The organism is Enterococcus mundtii (assembly GCF_002813755.1).
Taxonomy (GTDB): domain Bacteria; phylum Bacillota; class Bacilli; order Lactobacillales; family Enterococcaceae; genus Enterococcus_B; species Enterococcus_B mundtii.
Genome location: NZ_CP018061.1, coordinates 2,252,979 through 2,270,549 on the forward strand (window position 1 = coordinate 2,252,979; position 17,571 = coordinate 2,270,549).

The 17,571-nt window shown below is 36.4% G+C and carries 19 protein-coding genes; 4 read left to right on the forward strand and 15 right to left on the reverse strand.

Translation table 11 applies throughout. The features are described from left to right. Positions 1-100: 100 nt before the first annotated feature. Positions 101-634 (forward strand): 3'-5' exonuclease, encoded by a 534-nt coding sequence (locus EM4838_RS10625; RefSeq protein WP_071867786.1) that lies wholly within the window; start codon positions 101-103, stop codon positions 632-634. A gap of 131 nt (positions 635-765) precedes the next feature. Here EM4838_RS10625 and EM4838_RS10630 read toward each other — a convergent pair whose 3' ends face one another. The 4 genes from EM4838_RS10630 to EM4838_RS10645 all read right to left on the reverse strand — a co-directional run bounded on the left by EM4838_RS10630 (position 766) and on the right by EM4838_RS10645 (position 3,690). Next, positions 766-1,293 (reverse strand): GNAT family N-acetyltransferase, encoded by a 528-nt coding sequence (locus tag EM4838_RS10630; RefSeq protein WP_071867787.1) that lies wholly within the window; start codon positions 1,291-1,293, stop codon positions 766-768. Then, positions 1,286-1,759, reverse strand: a complete 474-nt coding sequence (gene tsaE, locus EM4838_RS10635; protein ID WP_071867788.1) for a tRNA (adenosine(37)-N6)-threonylcarbamoyltransferase complex ATPase subunit type 1 TsaE — start codon at positions 1,757-1,759, stop codon at positions 1,286-1,288. The genes EM4838_RS10630 and tsaE overlap by 8 nt, the downstream gene beginning before the upstream one ends. Before the next feature lie 114 nt (positions 1,760-1,873). After that, positions 1,874-2,854: a phosphate acetyltransferase gene (gene pta / locus EM4838_RS10640; RefSeq protein ID WP_010734762.1), complete on the reverse strand. Its 981-nt coding sequence runs from the start codon at positions 2,852-2,854 to the stop codon at positions 1,874-1,876. A gap of 155 nt (positions 2,855-3,009) precedes the next feature. Continuing rightward, on the reverse strand, positions 3,010-3,690 hold the full coding sequence (locus EM4838_RS10645) for a uracil-DNA glycosylase (RefSeq protein WP_071867789.1): 681 nt from the start codon (positions 3,688-3,690) through the stop codon (positions 3,010-3,012). Positions 3,691-3,813: 123 nt separating this feature from the next. Between EM4838_RS10645 and EM4838_RS10650 the strand changes: the two genes are divergently transcribed. Both EM4838_RS10650 and EM4838_RS10655 read left to right on the forward strand, forming a co-directional pair. Next, entirely contained in the window at positions 3,814-4,683 is an 870-nt protein-coding gene (locus EM4838_RS10650) for a Cof-type HAD-IIB family hydrolase (RefSeq protein WP_023520110.1), read from the forward strand. Between the two features lie 26 nt (positions 4,684-4,709). Continuing rightward, entirely contained in the window at positions 4,710-5,225 is a 516-nt protein-coding gene (locus EM4838_RS10655) for an LURP-one-related/scramblase family protein (protein WP_071867790.1), read from the forward strand. A gap of 174 nt (positions 5,226-5,399) precedes the next feature. Here the strand turns inward: EM4838_RS10655 and EM4838_RS10660 are convergent, their stop codons facing one another. From EM4838_RS10660 to gloA2, 8 genes are all read right to left on the reverse strand, one after another. Next, complete coding sequence (locus tag EM4838_RS10660; protein ID WP_100917277.1) at positions 5,400-7,118, reverse strand: hypothetical protein; 1,719 nt, start codon at positions 7,116-7,118, stop codon at positions 5,400-5,402. A gap of 414 nt (positions 7,119-7,532) precedes the next feature. After that, complete coding sequence (locus tag EM4838_RS10665) at positions 7,533-8,204, reverse strand: ABC transporter ATP-binding protein (RefSeq protein WP_071867792.1); 672 nt, start codon at positions 8,202-8,204, stop codon at positions 7,533-7,535. Then, positions 8,197-9,459: an ABC transporter permease family protein gene (locus EM4838_RS10670; RefSeq protein WP_071867793.1), complete on the reverse strand. Its 1,263-nt coding sequence runs from the start codon at positions 9,457-9,459 to the stop codon at positions 8,197-8,199. Before EM4838_RS10670 ends, EM4838_RS10665 begins: the two co-directional genes overlap by 8 nt. After that, positions 9,446-10,417 (reverse strand): ABC transporter permease, encoded by a 972-nt coding sequence (locus EM4838_RS10675; protein WP_065096417.1) that lies wholly within the window; start codon positions 10,415-10,417, stop codon positions 9,446-9,448. The genes EM4838_RS10670 and EM4838_RS10675 overlap by 14 nt, the downstream gene beginning before the upstream one ends. A 764-nt stretch (positions 10,418-11,181) precedes the next feature. Continuing rightward, positions 11,182-11,748, reverse strand: a complete 567-nt coding sequence (locus tag EM4838_RS10680; RefSeq protein WP_071867794.1) for a GNAT family N-acetyltransferase — start codon at positions 11,746-11,748, stop codon at positions 11,182-11,184. A 53-nt stretch (positions 11,749-11,801) separates the two neighbouring features. Beyond that, positions 11,802-11,981, reverse strand: coding sequence for a hypothetical protein (locus EM4838_RS10685; protein WP_010734755.1), 180 nt, complete (start codon positions 11,979-11,981; stop codon positions 11,802-11,804). Between the two features lie 80 nt (positions 11,982-12,061). Beyond that, the gene (locus EM4838_RS10690; protein ID WP_010734754.1) at positions 12,062-12,571 is read right to left on the reverse strand and encodes a hypothetical protein; all 510 of its coding nucleotides are present in this window, start codon (positions 12,569-12,571) and stop codon (positions 12,062-12,064) included. 91 nt (positions 12,572-12,662) lie between these two features. Beyond that, on the reverse strand, positions 12,663-13,043 hold the full coding sequence (gloA2, locus tag EM4838_RS10695) for an SMU1112c/YaeR family gloxylase I-like metalloprotein (RefSeq protein ID WP_010734753.1): 381 nt from the start codon (positions 13,041-13,043) through the stop codon (positions 12,663-12,665). 278 nt (positions 13,044-13,321) lie between these two features. Here gloA2 and pnuC point away from each other — a divergent pair, with 278 nt between their 5' ends. Beyond that, positions 13,322-14,068: a nicotinamide riboside transporter PnuC gene (gene pnuC / locus EM4838_RS10700; protein ID WP_010734751.1), complete on the forward strand. Its 747-nt coding sequence runs from the start codon at positions 13,322-13,324 to the stop codon at positions 14,066-14,068. Positions 14,069-14,216: 148 nt separating this feature from the next. On the opposite strand, the gene EM4838_RS10705 is transcribed toward pnuC, so the two are convergent. From EM4838_RS10705 to EM4838_RS10715, 3 genes are all read right to left on the reverse strand, one after another. Beyond that, complete coding sequence (locus EM4838_RS10705; protein WP_071867795.1) at positions 14,217-15,482, reverse strand: hypothetical protein; 1,266 nt, start codon at positions 15,480-15,482, stop codon at positions 14,217-14,219. Between the two features lie 250 nt (positions 15,483-15,732). After that, positions 15,733-16,377 (reverse strand): pyroglutamyl-peptidase I, encoded by a 645-nt coding sequence (gene pcp / locus EM4838_RS10710; protein WP_010734749.1) that lies wholly within the window; start codon positions 16,375-16,377, stop codon positions 15,733-15,735. Positions 16,378-16,626: 249 nt separating this feature from the next. Then, positions 16,627-17,571: a DUF979 domain-containing protein gene (locus EM4838_RS10715; protein ID WP_071867796.1), complete on the reverse strand. Its 945-nt coding sequence runs from the start codon at positions 17,569-17,571 to the stop codon at positions 16,627-16,629.

A 17,571-nucleotide genomic window follows, 5' to 3' on the forward strand; every position in this document is an offset into this window, starting at 1 on the left:
CACTGACACCATATTTACTTGTTACATAGTCTGAAAAAAACTATTTCTTTTCATACAAATCTATGTTATGGTTTATTTTTTAAAGGAGGCTTATTTGAAAATGAATTTTATCGCGATGGACTTTGAAACTGCGAACCACCAATCTCATAGTGCGTGTTCCTTAGCCCTTGTCAAAGTGGAGAACAGTCAGATTGTCGATGAATTTTATACCTTGATCCAACCGGAAACGCCGTTTTTCTGGCGTAACATCCAGATCCATGGCATCCGACCCGAAGATGTCCAACAGGCACCTAAATTTCCAGATGTTTGGCAGAAAATCGAAAAGTATTTCCAAAAAAACCGATTAGTCGTTGCGCATAACGCCGCATTTGATACAAAAGTATTGGCTGGTTGTTTAGATTATTATCAGTTGCCTCAACCGAACTATCTCTCATTGTGTACCGTCAAAACAAGTCGCCGCTTGTTTCCGGAGATGCCAAATCATCGCTTGAATACAGTTTGTGAAAATTTGGATATCACGTTGAAAAATCACCATGATGCGTTAGAAGATAGTCGAGCATGCGCGGAAATCTTGTTATATCAGGAAAAATTTTTTGGGACAGACCCATTGAAAAAATTAGTCACAGTGAAATAGTTCAATTAGCTAAAATAAGCTAATTCTTTCATTTCTACTTGTTGATTCCCTCGTACGAAAGAATCAACGATGACGATAAACAAAGAACCTGAAAAGTGGTCAACTACTTTTCAGGTTCTTTGTTTTTGAAATCAGTTTATTTCATGCTCAATCGTTCGTTTCATCTTGATTATCGCCAATGATTGACCTTGTCTTCTCGAAGAGTCAACACTTTGGGTTTCCTCTTGAAACCCCATTTTTTGATAAAGATGGACGGCTCGTTGATTGCCCGCCAATACGTCAAGAACCAACGTACTAAATCGCGTATTTTCTGTAGCCCAAATAATTGCCTCTTCTAAAAGAATCGTGCCTAACCCCATCCCCCAATATTCTTTCAAGATACTGATCCCTATTTCGCCATGTCGGGGCAAACCAGGTTTGGGAGCAACAGAAACAACACCTACCACCTGTTTTTTGACACAGGCTAAAAATAATAAGTGTTCTGCACTTTCTTTTATTCGAGACAATTCAGTTGCAAGTACCTCTTTACTTTTATTAAGTGAACGCTCCTCAACAACAAAATAATCCGTTTCTTGTCTCGCTTGGCGTAGCATCACTAACAATCCTTGAGCATCTGATTTCTCCGCTTCTTTTAACGTCAGTTCAACATCATTAGCCATGAGAATCCGCCCATGCTTCATAGATACGTTTTTCAAACTCTTGACTATTCGGCCCGTATGATTGGAATTTCACATACCTTTTTTCTGATTCTGTATCACTTTTTTCAATAATCAGTTCCAAATAATCTTCAGGTAAAGCATCTTCTAATAGATTTCCCCACTCAATGACTGAAAGTCCATCACCTTCAAAATATTCATCTAATCCCAAATCAGCACCGCTAGCAGCGACACGATAGATATCCATATGGTACAAAGGCATTTTTCCTTGTGTATATTCACGAATGATCGTATAGGTCGGACTCTTGATCATTTGATCGATGCCTAATCCTTTTGCAATTCCTTTTGTCAAAGTCGTTTTACCAGCACCTAGATCACCAGTCAACACTAGATTATCTCCCGGATGAGCGACTTTTCCAATGATTTCTGCTAATTGGTCTGTCATCGCCACACTTGTTAATTCAATCATCATCATTTCTCCTCATTCTTTTTTGTCAGTATAACGTGTAATCCAACAAAAAAAAAGAAAAGAGTCAGGAATCCTCAGCTCCCTAGCCCTTTTCTTTTTAGATCTACTGTTCGATTAATCTAATAATGTTTGTGCACCTGTAATGATCGCTAATTTGTAGACATCTTCTTCATTAGCACCACGAGAAAGGTCACTTACTGGTTTGTTCAATCCTTGTAAGATTGGTCCGATTGCTTCAAAGTTACCAAAACGTTGAGCGATCTTGTAGCCAATGTTTCCTGATTGTAATTCAGGGAAGACAAAGACTGTTGCTTGACCTGCCACTTTAGAATCAGGGGCTTTTAATTGTGCGACTGCTGGAACGTAAGAAGCATCAAATTGTAATTCGCCATCGATCGTATATTGAGGCGCTAATTCTTTCGCGATTCTTGTTGCTTCAACCACTTTATCTACTTCAGGAGCTGCTGCAGAACCTTTTGTTGAAAAGCTCATCAATGCGATTTTTGGATCGATATCGAATAGTTCAGCTGTTTTTGCTGATTCCACAGCAATTTCAGCTAATTCTTGTGCGTTTGGATTCACGTTGATCGCACAGTCAGAAAAGACATATTTTTCTTGATCTCTACCGCGAACCATGATCATAGCACCACTTGTACGACTTACACCTGGTTTTGTTTTGATGATTTGTAGTGCTGGACGTACTGTATCTCCGGTTGAATGGATCGCTCCAGAAACCATACCATCAGCAATGCCCATATATGTAAGCATTGTTCCAAAGTAATTGACATCTTTTAAGATTTTTTCTGCTTGTTCTTTTGTTGCTTTTCCATTACGGCGTTCAACAAAAGCTTCGACCATTTCATCCCATTTTTCATAATCATTTGGATTGATGATCGTGAAGTTAGATGTTTGGATACCACGTGCATTCGCTGCTGCTTCAATTTCTTCTTTGCTACCGATCAAAATCGGTTCAACTAATTCTTCTGCTTTTAAACGTGCTGCTGCTCCTAAAATTCTTGCATCCGTTGCTTCTGGAAACACGATTTTGATGCCGCGACGTACAATTTTAAATCTTAAACTATCAAACAATTCCACAAGATGACCCCCAGTTATTTTTATTAACTACCATGATACACTATTATCAAAAAAAAGAACAGTTTTAAATTTCTGTATCAGTCAGATTATGGATAATAATTAAGTTTTTCACATAATTTGGCAAAACTGCACTATAACAGGAAAGCGCTGTATCATTACACTGTTTTAGGCAGTTGCCAATCAATCGGTGTTTCACCCAGAGCAAGCAAAGCATCATTCGTTTTTGAAAATGGTTTTGAGCCAAAAAAGCCACGATGTGCCGATAATGGGCTTGGATGTGGAGCTGTTATTATAATGTGTCGACTTTTATCGATCATTTTCATTTTTTCTTGTGCAGGTTTGCCCCAAAGAATAAACACGATCGGTTTGTCTCGTTCATTCAGCTTCTCAATGATCGCATCCGTCAATTGTTCCCAGCCTTTTCCGCGATGAGAATAAGCTTGCCCTTCTCTGACAGTTAGTACAGTATTCAAAAGCAGAACACCTTGTTTGGCCCAAGTCACTAAATTCCCATGAGGAACTGGTTCGATCCCTAAGTCATTCTTCAATTCCTTGTAGATATTGACCAGAGACGGTGGTGTTTTTACTCCTGGTTGTACGGAAAAAGAAAGCCCATGCGCTTGATTTGCCCCATGATAAGGGTCTTGTCCTAGAATCACGACTTTGACTTCTTCATAGGGAGTCAGCTCTAACGCTTCATAAACATGATACATATCCGGATGGATTTTTTGAGTTGCGTACTCATTTTTTAAAAATATTCTCAACTGCTGATAGTAGTCTTTTTCAAATTCATCAGCTAATACTTCTTGCCAACTATTGTGGATGATTTTCTTCAAATTTCCCACCTCCTATTTTCCAGAATAACTCACAAATTATTTGTTAACAAGTCAAAATCTTCCATCTTATCTCGCATTAGTATGTTAAACTAGGAGGGAGAAAAGGAAAGGAACGGTAATCACATGATCAAATTAATTGCCTCTGATATGGACGGCACTTTACTCGATGCACATATGAGTATCTCAACAGAAAATACTGAAGCAATCCGCATGGCAAATGAGCTGGGGATTGAATTTATGGTCGCTACTGGACGTAACGCACAAGAAGCACGAGCAGCCTTAGATGAAGCAGGAATCGATTGTGCGATGATCACTTTGAATGGCGCGCAAGTTTTTGACAGATCCGGTAAGTCGCTTTTTACAGTGCCAATTCCAAGTCCCCAAGCCATGACAGTCATGGATATTTTAGATGCAAATGGTATTTATTACGAGGTAGCGACAAACCAAGGATTGTATTCGGAAAGCCAACCAAAAAGAATCGAAAGCTTTGCTTCTTCCATTGCGACCCATATGCCCCATTTGACTTACAAAATGGCGATCGCCATGGCTTCAGCTAATCTTGAACTCTTACACATCACTTATGTTGATAGCATTCGCGAATTACTACTTGATGATAAACTTGAAGTCCTAAAAATCATCTGTTTCCATACTGAAGGCCCACGTATTTTAGGCCCTGTAGGGAAAGAAATCAGTAATTTAGGCGAACTGGCAGTGACCTCTTCTGGTCAAAACAATCTTGAAGTCAACCATAAAAATGCTCAAAAAGGAATCGCAGTTGCTCATGTCGCTCATGAACGAGGGATTACTTTAGATGAAGTCATGACGATCGGTGATAATTTCAATGATGTCAGTATGTTGCAAACCGCCGGCGTTAGTTTCGCCATGGGAAATGCAGAGATTGAAGTCAAAGATTACGCTAAATACTTAACAGACACAAATCTTGAATCAGGTGTTGGCAAAGCCATCTTACGCGCAATCAACGAAAACCTATAGTTGTTTGAAGAAAGAGGGGAACAAATATGTCAGAATTTTTCATTCAGGAAAAACAGCTGAGTCGTGCGACTCGGACGATCGTCAAAGACGAAAAAGGTAAATCACTTTTTTTGATGGTCGGCCGCTGGGGAACGAAAGGAGATGCCTTGTCTCTTTATGCCATGAATGGTGATCTAGTCGCACATATCAAACAAATCAGTCTGACATTTGGTACACGCTTTGAACTTTACAAAGATTTCGAAAAAGTCGGTACGATGCAAAAGATTTTCAATTGGCCAGGAGATTTTTATTATATTCGCCGATTACATTGGACTGTTCAAGGAGATATCTATAATCATCGTTATCAGATCCAGCATTTCAATGAACTAATCATGGAGATGGACAAAGCAACCCTCTTTACCGGTGATTATTATGTTCTTGATATCCCTTGTGAAGAAAATGCGCCTATCTGTATCTGTATTGCTGCTGTCCTTGATTATTGGCTCTATCGAAAAAACAAAGACAAAGAAACACCTCTTTCTTATCGCTTTGATGTCAACTAAAAACAAGGTTGTGACAGAAGTGTCCAGCTCCGAGAAATAAGCCAGAAAACTCCGAAAATTGTCTTTCAAATTTTTGGAGTTTTCTGGCTTATTTCTAAAGGAGTTACTTCTGGAACACCGTTTATTCAAGTTTAAGGGGATAAGACAATTAATGTCACAGCTTCGTTTTTTCTTTTATACCTGTTTTCTTCTATAGAAAAGAAGTGTCACTACATAGATAAGCACTGCACCTACCATGATCCACAAATTATTTCTTTCTCCATTTGTTTTAGGGAAAAGCTGTTGATTTTGTGATTGTTCATTCTTGGTCGAAGGATCATCATTATTGGTGTTTGATTCAACGGCTAGCGCTACTTTATTTTCACGTCTATCGTTCATCTGCATCGTACCTGTTCCATCGTTTTCAACTGTCCCATCTTCACTGATCACAGGCTTGTCAGAGTTGTTTGTTGATGAAACACTGCTAGAACTACTTGTTGTGGTATTAGTTGTGGTACTTGTATCTGATTGCTTTCCATTTTTACCTGGATAGGTACTGCTCTCAGTTGTGCTTGGTTCTGTACTACTTTCACTTGTGCTTGGTTCTGTACTACTTTCGCTTGTGCTTGGCTCTGTACTACTTTCACTTGTGCTTGGTTCTGTACTGCTTTCGCTTGTGCTTGGCTCTGTACTACTTTCGCTTGTGCTTGGCTCTGTACTGCTCGCGCTTGTGCTTGGCTCTGTACTGCTCTCGCTTGTGCTTGACTCTGTACTGCTTTCACTCGTGCTTGACTCTGTACTGCTTTCACTCGTGCTTGACTCTGTACTGCTTTCACTCGTGCTTGACTCTGTACTGCTTTCACTCGTGCTTGACTCTGTACTGCTACTTGTTGTATCTGTGGTGTCATCATGCGTATTTGGTACAGCAAAAATTTCATTTGGGTCCCACCGATTTGTTGTGGCATTCAAGATCACATTTTTTCCTATGATCGTTCCATCTTGACTTTGATTGACTGTAATATCCGCACAAGGTGCAATAATCGTTCCTTGGAAAGGCGCATTGATTCCTAGTTTTTCTGTTAGATTACCAAAATTCCAAGAAATATTGGCATCAGAAAAATCTTCTGTTTGATGATTGGAACGATTATTATATTGAATTTGGGATTGTACAGAAAAACTAGTCGGTGCATCTACAACATTCATTATAAGCACTTTTCCCTCAGGATTGTTGATCCGTAAGGGGGTATTATGTGCCAGAACAGAAGCAGCAACATTGATGACATAGGGCTGATCCCCAACCAGATCTGTACAGTCAATCACACGATTATTCATATCGGGGAAATCATCTGGTGTATAAGTTTTTAATGGATCTAAAGACATCAACATATTTGATGTCAGCATTAAATTTTCAAACTCTTTGTTGAAATCAATGTATTGAGCATCTTCTCGATCTTGATAGAACTCATCCACTGATAAGTGATCCAACCTTGTTCCATTGACAACTATTTTATCATTTTCCGTCGTGATCACATTGTTTGATCCGACAATAAATTTATTCGATCGTTTATCAAAAGCCGCAGTTTCTGCTGAGCTAATGATCGTCTCAACAGATTGTGCATAATTGATCTCTTTATTTAAATCGCCTGTACTGATTGATGTACCGAAGTTATTCGTTGCTGATAAGACACTCGTTGCTACATTGCCCTCTGTATGCGCATTGATGGTCGTTTTATCTTTTGCGAACACATGGAACTGAGAAGCAATCCCTAACACCCCATAATCACCGGTCAAATCATCATAGACACTGCCTGGATCTTGTGGGAGATATGTTTCGGCAATTACTTGGATTGGAAAAAATAAATGGAGAAGCAAAACAGACATTAGGGAAAGATTCACAACTTTATTTTTAAACATTTTTTCATCTCTTTTCGTCAATATATGAAATTTCATAACATAAAAACATTTGCTATTATAGTCCTAAAAAATAATTAAATAAACAAATTTTCTGAAATTTTTCTAAAAACATAAAATTCGTTCAGATATTATTTATTGTATATTCTCGATTCATCACTCTTTTCATCTGTTTTTTATTTAGTATAAAAGGCTAAATCCAGTATTTTTTATGAGTATAATATAGTCATGTATATTCTTTTTTAGTAAAAAACATTTAGAATATTTTTTATTCGTTATACTTTTTTGCAAATAACAAAAACGAGTGTAGCTTTGACATGACTTGTCAAAGCTACACTCGTTCATCATTTACTATTAAAATATGGATATTTTTTTAACTTTTAAATAGTATTTTCGTCATTTTTGAAAATACACCTATCATTTTTCAGACAATAAAAGTTTTTTGTCTTGTAATGTATATATTTCATCGCAAATATTCGCTACAGAAACATCGTGTGTTACCATAATAAAACTAGTTCTAGTTAATTCAATTTTTTGAAAAATATTCAAAACCATAGCTTCGGTTTCCGCATCTAAAGAACCTGTAGGCTCATCTGCTAAGATAAGCTTAGGTTCAGTAATAAGCGCTCGAGCAATTCCAACTCTTTGCTTTTCTCCTCCAGATAGATAAATCGGATTCTCTAGTAATATATCATCAACAGCTAGACTTTTAGAAATATCACGGACTTTTTGATTGATGATTTTCTTTTCGATTCCTAAATATTTTAAGGGTAAAGCAATATTATCAAATACATTTTTACTCTCAATCATAGGATTATTCTGAAAAATAAAGCCAATATTATTTAATCGATTGGCACTCATTTCGTTAGCGCTCATTTCTCTCAGGTTCTTATCTTCAAAGAATATATTTCCTGTGTCCGGTTTGATGAGTCCAGCAATCAATTTTAGTAAAGTCGTTTTACCACTACCACTTTTACCCATGATCGCTATTTTTTGTCCCTCGTTTATATTCAAATTCAGATGTTGAAATAATTCTTTCTTATTCCGACCATCTCTTATTTTAAGGGAAATATCCTGTATACTAATCATTTGTAATTCTCCATTTCCTAAGAATGATAGTTGATATTAAAAAGAATAGAAAAATTAAGACTAAAGACAAGTAGAGTAAACGAATAAAGAGAACAAGTGTAATTCCCCCTAAATAGTTAGTTAAAGTCAAACTCACACATAGAATAAAGGATAAAAGCAATGTTTTTTCTACCATGATATAATTCCGGATTTCTTTTTTTGTCGCCCCAAACAGCAAATGTAACTGATATATCTTTTTATCACGATACATTTCTAAACAACAAAAAACAATTGTCATTAATACTAAAATAATCATTGAAAAAGAGACAACTAATTTTAGCAATTCATTGTTTTTAGTAATCATGAATAATAGTGCTGATAAATGAAATCCTGATTCACCTATTAAATCGACTGTTCCCAATTCATATGTCGAAGAAATTTCATTTACTAACTTATAAACTTTTTCTTGTGAAAAAGATTCTGGAACTTGAAAGTAGCCATTGACCCCATTTAGAAAATGTTTTTGAAAAAAAGAAAATTCTTCTTCACTGATTTTTTGAGGAGCATTTTCTATAAATGGCAAAATAATATAATGATCTAGCACATAGTCTTCGTATTCGTTAAAAGTGACCCTTTCACCTTTTTCAACAAAACCAATGACTTCTGCTTCAAACTGTTTGAAAAGATAAGATAGCTGTATTTTGTCTCCTATGGTGTAATAGTCTGAGTAACTATTCCCTAAGATAACTGGAATTTTATCTCTATTATATTGATAATCACTAGGAGAAAAGGATTGTCCACTTGCTATTCTAAGATCGAAGCGTTCCAATGCATGATCGTTCATTTGTAATGATTTAAAAGGAATCTCTTCTTTAGTCCAGCTACTAACAGAACCTGCAATCTGCTCATAATGTTCGATAAACTCAGTTGGTAAATCCTTTTCTTGTAAATAGTTAATGCTTTGACTATTTACTACCTGGTATTTCCCTTTTTGGCTATCTGATAATTCTTTGTACATGGCATTGAGGTAACTGACACTTTGAAGATTCCTCAAAAAGACTTCCTCTTTTTCCCCAATAAGCGTGTCTACAAGTTTATATGTTTTTGTATTACCAACTGATACCCTATGTTCTTCATTACTATTCTCTTGCAACATGACATCTGAAACCGAAAGTGTCAAAAATGAAAACAACAAGAACAGCGTATAAAAGATTAGTAAATATTTTTTCCTTTTTAAAGATTCGAAAATCTCTACTGTTAGATTACTTATTTTCATCAATGTTCCTCCAATTTCTAAAAAAAAGAAAACTAAACAGAGTAACAGAACACCCAAGGATAAAACTTTGACTGGTAATATAACTAACAGTAAAATCAGTCACCGAATCAAAAATGGAATGTTTGAAGGGGAGATATACTACACCAAGAACAAGAATACTCTCAAATAACCAAAAAAAGAATAAGTGTTTCACTTCTTCTAGAAGAACCGTATTTCTCGATATTCCTATCGTTTTTTTTAAATACCTTGTCGATTGAGTTAAGGTTAGATAGAACAAGATACACATGCCAATAGCTAACAAACATAGTACTTGAAATGAATACCTTAACAATTGGTTATTGTTTTCTAAATTTTGTGCATTATATGCTTTTGTATCATCGGAATAAGTAATAGCTGTTATATCATTAATCAACTCACTTTTTAACTTTTCCATCGTTGCTTTGTTTGAATTTACTTGGTAGACACCATTGGTTTGATTTTCTTCTAATGAGTTTATGTTTATCAAAGCCATTTTTGATAAATTTTTTGCATAACGGCTATCTAATATACCAATTATTTTGTAGTTTTTTTCTTCAATACGTATAGTATCTGTATGTGTTTTCGCTAATTCTTCACCAATAATTGCTCTATTTTCCCCATCATAAAAATCGTCACGTGCAAAGTTTCTTCCTTCAACAAGCGGAAGATACCAATCATAATTTGTGTATATAGCTTTAAAATAAAAGTTACTTTCTAGATTTTTCACAACCAAAATATTCTTTTGATCTCCTAATAATTCTCCCCAATTTTCAGAATCTATATTATGATTTGCGATAAGGCGTACTGTGTCTTTGGAAGAAAAATTGTTCGATACAAAATCTAGATTACTTTGATTATAAATATAAAAAAGAGAGAAAGCATTTGTCAAAGTAGCAATCAAAAATATTAGATTTATCATAAAAAAAAGTATTTTTTTCAATAAATTTTCCTCTTCTCAAAAAACTTGATATGTGGAAATATTAAACATAAATAAATTACCCAACTAAATAAATTGGGTAATTTAAAATCATGCGATACTTCTTAAATAAGTATTAGCTTCCCCTTACTAGATCTCTTACACCAGTTGCTTCTTCATCAGAGTGTAAATTTGAATACCTTCTTTCCGAATCTACTACAGCATCTTTAAATACAAACGTCCTTATTTAGAGTCACGAATAACAGTACACATTGCACTATTATATTTCCGCACAGCCAGTTTTCTGACGTATTGTAGTATTTTTGATTACCATCTCTATGATAAAAATTAGAAGATCTAAGCATACCTAAAACATTATCATCAGCTAGTTGATTTTCAAATTATCCTTCACCTTCAATAGAACTACCTGAAAATTCGGAAACTGTTTTAGTCGCTGTTATAACTTCTGTTTGATAAGAAAATATATCTAAAGATACAACACCTATTAAAAATAACGTTTAAAATCATTTTTTCATCATATAATATTCCTCTAGTAAAAAGATATTGATTATAAGAATTAAGTTAACACATAAACGAAATAAGTGATCATATCAGTCGCTAAAAGTTGTTTTAGGATCATAATCGTTCACACTACCTATTAATGCTAGTTTTTAAAATCAAAGAGGAGATATCATATAAAAGAACGCCATCCAATAAAAAAAAGCTGTTTACGGATTTCGTATCAGCTTTTCTTTTCTAAATATTCATTTTTATCAAAACAAAACTCACTAAACGATTTTCTTTTGCATATGATCATACAGATGTCCACTGATCGTTCGTTCCCCGATTACTTTGAACCCATGGCGCTCGTACAATTTTCTAGCTTGCGGGTTTTGCTTATCGCAACTTAGTCCAATGACATCGCGGTTTTGTTTTTTGACCATTGGTGGCAATGCTTCTAACAAAGAGGAACCGATTCCTTGTCCTCTAAATTCTTCTGAAACACAGATAGAATCTAAATACCATTCATCAGGGAATGTTTCTCTATCCGTAAACATTTTTACTTGCTCATAAATGCCATGCTTTTGTAAGATTTTTTCTAACGGCTGGTCGATGATTGATTCTTCTTCATCTGTATAACCGTAAACGATTCCTGCTACCTTGCCTTCTCGCTCATCAACGATCCCTCTTGTATAGCTGTAACGATAGTCTGGGTCTGTAATGGCTTCTTCCAAGACTTCTAATGTTTTTTCTTCACCGTACTTTAAAAGAAACGGTAGGTCCATATCTTTCAATATAACTAAAATAAGCGGAGCAATAGCTGCCGCATCTTCTTTTTTTGCATTACGAATCATTTCTGACACTCCTTTTTTTCATTTTACCATAATGAAATCTCAGAGCAAAACAGCTAATTCAAATAATCTTCAATTTTTTGTGTCACGAAATAACCATTCGAAACGATTGTTTTTGCTTCAAAACGACAGTAGGGGCAAACGATCGGCATCTCTTTTTTTACGTGTTCAACGATATGATTTACTTCTTCATAAGTGAATTTTTTCCCACAGTTTGGACAAACCATTTTTTGCATGATTCCCTCAATCCCTTCTTTGTTTTACACTTTTAGATTACTCTTATCTAGAAAAAAAGAGAAGTGAAACCACTTCTCTTTCAAGCACTGATCAATACATCTTCTAAATGATTCGTTCCATCGACGGCTACAGAATAATACAATTGACCACTTTTTGTCGTGATTTCCCAACTTTTTGCTTTCCCGTGATGTTTTCCGACTTTATGGACTGCTTCTTTCATTGCTGCCTGTGGATGTTTCACTTGATGGATCGTTTTCAAGTGAAAGAATTGCCCTGGTTCGTTGCGGCTTTCATCAACAACCATCGTCTTTCCTGAGATTGGATTCACTGTGATCACTCGATTGGGCGTATAAAAAATATATTCATACATCTTTTTATTACTTTGTTCTTCGTCTAATTGGTTGAACTGGATACGACTGACTTTCTCTTCATGGTACTCATCTCGCAAAATAGACACTGCCTTTTGCAATGAGATTTGATATTCTTGATCACTGATGTCATCAAAAGAAAAGTTTGCATCCAATAGTCCTAACGAAGCCGCTAAGCTAACAATGATAGCAATCGATGCTGCAATGATTATTTTTTTCATTCCATTCTCTCCTTGTTTTTTTCTAGAATAACAAGAAATAGGAAAGAAAAAAATCGAATGAACGGAAGAAAAAGTGACAAATTTGTTACCTTTATTCGTGTAACTCCAACGGCAATCCGTCCGGATCAAAAAAGAAAGTCATTTTTTCGCCTGTAAAGGTATCGATACGGACTGGTTCAGTTTCAATCCCCAATCCTTGTAGTTCCGCGACTGTTTCTTCGATATGTTCCACTTTGAATGCTAAGTGCCTCAAACCACAAGCTTCTGGATAGCTCGGTCTTTTAGGTGCATCTTTGATACCGAAAATCTCAAGCTCCATATCTCCTAGTTTTAAATCTAACTTATAATCGCCACGGTCTTCTCGATAATTTTCACGAATAACTTCAAAACCTAGCAAATCAACATAAAATGCACGTGACTTTTGATAATCCGACACAATGATCGCAACATGGTGAACGGTTGTTAAATTCATTCTCACACTTCCAATCTTATTGTTTCCTTTATCTTATCAATAGTTTTAGACATAGCAAAGATTTTTCTCCCGCTGCACAAAAAAAGAGAGACCACATCAAATGGCCTCCTACTTTTCATCGTTTGGAAAATTAATATTTCTCAGAAAACAATCAAATCGAATAATAACATATATTTTTTTAAAATGAAAGACTAGAAATAAATTTTAAAAGGAATACAATAATTTGTGTCTCTAAAATAAACAAGCACTATATATTGTGTTTCAAGGAGTTTTTTATTATGAGTAATTATTTCAGATTTTTGATTCATCAATTGAAAGGTTGGCCTCAACAAAATTATTATCTATTCTATTTTAGCCTAGGTTGCCAAGTCATGACACTTGTGAATCAGCCAATCACTTGGTTGTCGATCATTACCTTTATCGGGACAAATCTAGGGGTGTTGTGCATTTTATCAATCAATGCCGCTAAATCAGTCAACGGTATTCTAGGAATTCTGTCTGCTATTTGTTTTATCGTCGTTGGCTTTTCTGCCAAAAACTATTTAAGTATCGGCGAACAAATTGCTTATATGGTCACATTGGATATCCCAGTTTTATTAAGTAAAGAATGGAATCATAATATGGCTTCTAAAATTCGAGAATTTAGTGGAAAAAGTTGGTTGATTGCATTAACCGGGACTGTTTTCGTTTACTTGATTTCAGGTTATTTGATTGGTACGTATACAGACGACCCTCGTCCTTGGATCGATGCCATTGCTTTTTCGATCAGTCTTTCTGCCGGGATCATTAGCTTCCTTCGCTACAACAATCAGTATTATTGGTGGCTTGCTTCTGGTCTTGCACAAATGGTCTTATGGTATGTTTCCTATACCCATGGCTCTGCTAGTTTAGCGATGTTTATCAATAGCTCAGTTTACTTGATCAATGACTTATTAGCCTTTACTGTCTCTCCTTGGTACAACAAAAAAGAAAGAGCGCGCATGCAACGCATGGAAGCAGAATATTTTTCGCATCATGTTTCTTAATGGAAAACAATAAATAAACTTGTACTAGAAATCGGTTTGTTTTTCAAACATCTTACTAAAGCGAGAAAGTCACCCAGAATAGGATGGGACTTTTCTCGCTTATTTCTAGGTATCGTCATATCAAGATTCTCTCAGCGGTTCGCGTCAACTAAATCAAATCCTTGAGCAACATTCTAATGTCTTCATCCATCGTTTGTATCACTGATTCCAATTCTTGAAACTTTTTTAATGCAAGCTGTTGTTCTGAAGTAAATACATAGTCTGCTTGTTCATATTCTTGTATCAAAGAGGCGACTGATTGCTTTTTGATTTTCTTTGCAAGTTCTTGCCATTCAGTTTCTGTCACAGTTTTTGTTGTAGCTCGCCGTTTTTCTTCGCGTTCTTTGCGTAAAATCTTTAGAAACCCATTTCTCATCACCCGAGGGATACTATCGAAAAAACCAGTTGTAAATCCATAACGCTGATAGTGTTGCCAGACTAAATGATAAATTTGCGGTTGGATAAAACGTTGTTCTTTTGCTAATCGATCGACGTCTACAGCTTCATACTTCGATCCTTCTCGCAGATTCGCGATAAACTCTTCAAAAAAAGCGACAGATGGTTGGCTTGTCTCAGCTATTGAAACAGACGACCAATCTTTTTGGAGAAATAGTTGATAGTTAGTCAAGAACGCTTCAACATCTTTAGTCAAATCTTCTGAAAAATCCTCAAACAATGATTTTTTCTCAAGGATTTTTTTCGGCTTTTCTTTTGCCTGATAGCTCACTTGTTGGATGTACTTTTCCATTGCTTGATAGTCTGCCAGATAAATCGGTAACTGAGCATGACGAAATTCGGCGATTCGTGTAGTTCGCTTTTTATCTGGTAAAATCGGTTGTTTCAGCCGGCGATTATGATACAACATTAGACAATATTCTTGCCAGAGTCGTTCAGGAAAGGCAATATTTTGTTGTTTCAGCCAGAGGATCTCATCCAGCGCTAGATCCACTTTAGTCATTCCTTGATTGATCGACGCTGCAACTGTTGGACTAACGTGCAAGTGTTCTGCAAAATGATTGATCCCTAGTTTTAATTCCTTACCCGTTTTAGGGGAACGAACGATATATTGGACTTTCAGTTCACGGCCACATTCACAATAAAGTTTTTGTTGTCTACGTGATGTGCGATAAAATGGATTGATCTTAAAGTCAGAAAAAATCCAATCCGTTGCTGCTAAATAGTTTTCTTCCAAAAATCGCGAGTGGATCAAATAACGACGATGTTGATCCATGACAATTCGTTGTTGTTTCGTCAATCGTTCATAGATTTCCCATCGTTGGCTACTTGTATATTGTTTGGAGATTTTTATTGGGTAGTGTTGCTTGATTTCTTTTGGGAACCATTCGTCAAAAATCGCTTGCCAACTTTCATTCATCCCTTTCACCTGCCTTTCTAAATTAAGAGAGTAAAAATAAATTCGTTCAAAGAGCAACAAAAAAGCCGAAAATAATGTGAGCTATTTTCGGTTTTTCGCTTTTTTCATACGTGAAGCTGAGGTTGTGACAGCAGTGTCATGCACTTACTGTTGGAGGTCAGCTTCTGGAACACCATTTATCTGGTTGTAGGGGCACAAGATGACGAATGTCCTAGACCTCATCTACCACTTGCTTCGCTTCAGCTAACTATCAGTGAGTTGTTCCTGCGTTACCTGAAATATCTTCTTTGTTGTTGACTGCTGCTTCTACCGCATAAGTCAATGAAGCCGCAATATCATCAAGTGACATTGCCGGTGTCCCAACAGGGCGATCGATGACTTGATCTGGTGAGAATGGCACATGGATAAAGCCTCCACGAATCGTTGGGAACTCTGTTTCGATCAAGTGTAACAATCGATACATGATGTCGTTGCAAACAAACGTACCCGCTGTATAAGAAATATATGCTGGTAAACCATGTTCGTGTACATTTTTTGTCATTGCTTTGATTGGTAATGAAGTAAAGTAAGCAGCTGGGCCGTCTGCTTCTAACGGCGTATCAAATGGCTGGTTGCCTTCATTATCTGCAATACGTGCTTCAGCTAGATTGATGGCTACACGTTCAAAAGAAATCGCTGAACGTCCACCTGCTTGACCAACACAAATCACGATTTCAGGTTGATGTTCTTGGATTGCTTCTTTTACGACTTGACCACTTTTACCAAAAACAGTGGGAACTTCTAATTTGATGATTTCTGCACCGGCAATCTCAGACGGCATTTTTTTGACTGCTTCATAGGCAGGATTTACTTTATCTCCACCAAATGGATCAAAACCAGTTACGAGTACTTTCATTTTTCATTCCTCCATTATTCTATAAAATGATGCGTTCAATTCATCCTTCAAAGATTTATCTAAACGTTAACAATTGATTGTTTCTCACTCGTGTATTTAGCACTTTCAATGAGTCATTCCTATTAAAAGGACTCAGTGTCTATCTATTTTAACAAAAAACAGTCAATAATGAAATGCTTAGCTGTTCAGAAAAAGAATCAATCTTCTCCATGTTTTATGGAAATCATTGATTCTTTTTCGCTCAAGATACTATTTAAATAAAATCATATAGACGATTTGGAAAACCAGCATGAATACAGCAACGAATAGTTGATTCTTGATCACGCCGTATTTATCTTTCATTTCTAACATCGCCACTGGTACTACGTTAAAGTTAGCAGCCATCGGTGTCAACAACGTTCCACAGAAACCGCATGTCAACGCGACCATACCTATCAATGCTGGATTAGCCCCTTGACTAAAGACAAAAGGCGCACCGATTCCGACTGTCATGACGGTGATTGCCGCAAAAGCATTCCCCATGATCACTGTAAATAGAACCATTCCTAACGCATAGATGATGATACCAATATTGACATTACCTTCTGGAACGATCGTACCAACTGCACTAGAAATCACTGTACCTACACCTGCGCTCGTGAAGACCGCACCCAGTGAAGCTAAGAGCATCGGTAACATACTTAAAGGTCCAACTGTCCCTAACATGTCTGAAGCATCATCCAAGAAAGTCGTTGGGCGATTATCTCTTGAAAAGAACATCAAGATCAACATCGCGACAAATACCCCAACACCGACACCGACTAAAGCACCTAAATCAGTGAATAGTGCGAATAAAATGGCAAAGATCCCAATACTCAACGCCGGAATAAAGATTTTCATCCCTAATTTATCTGACATTTTTTCCATGTATTCTTTTGATGGCAAACGACTTGCACCTTTACTCACTCTTTTTGTGATTGCTGGGATCGTCATCGCGAAAATCAAGATTCCGTTGTAAGTTGGAGATATCCAACGCCCAGCGGCAATCACGACTCCTAAAACTGTCCAGAAAAAGGCTGATCCAAAGCGATGCGGGTTGCTTTTATCAAAGGCATTACGAAGACCCGTGTAGATCAAGACTAGCCCCATCAAGATATATAAGATTTCTAATAATTTTTCACTGAGTAATACTTCAGAATTTGTAAAAAAGTCCAT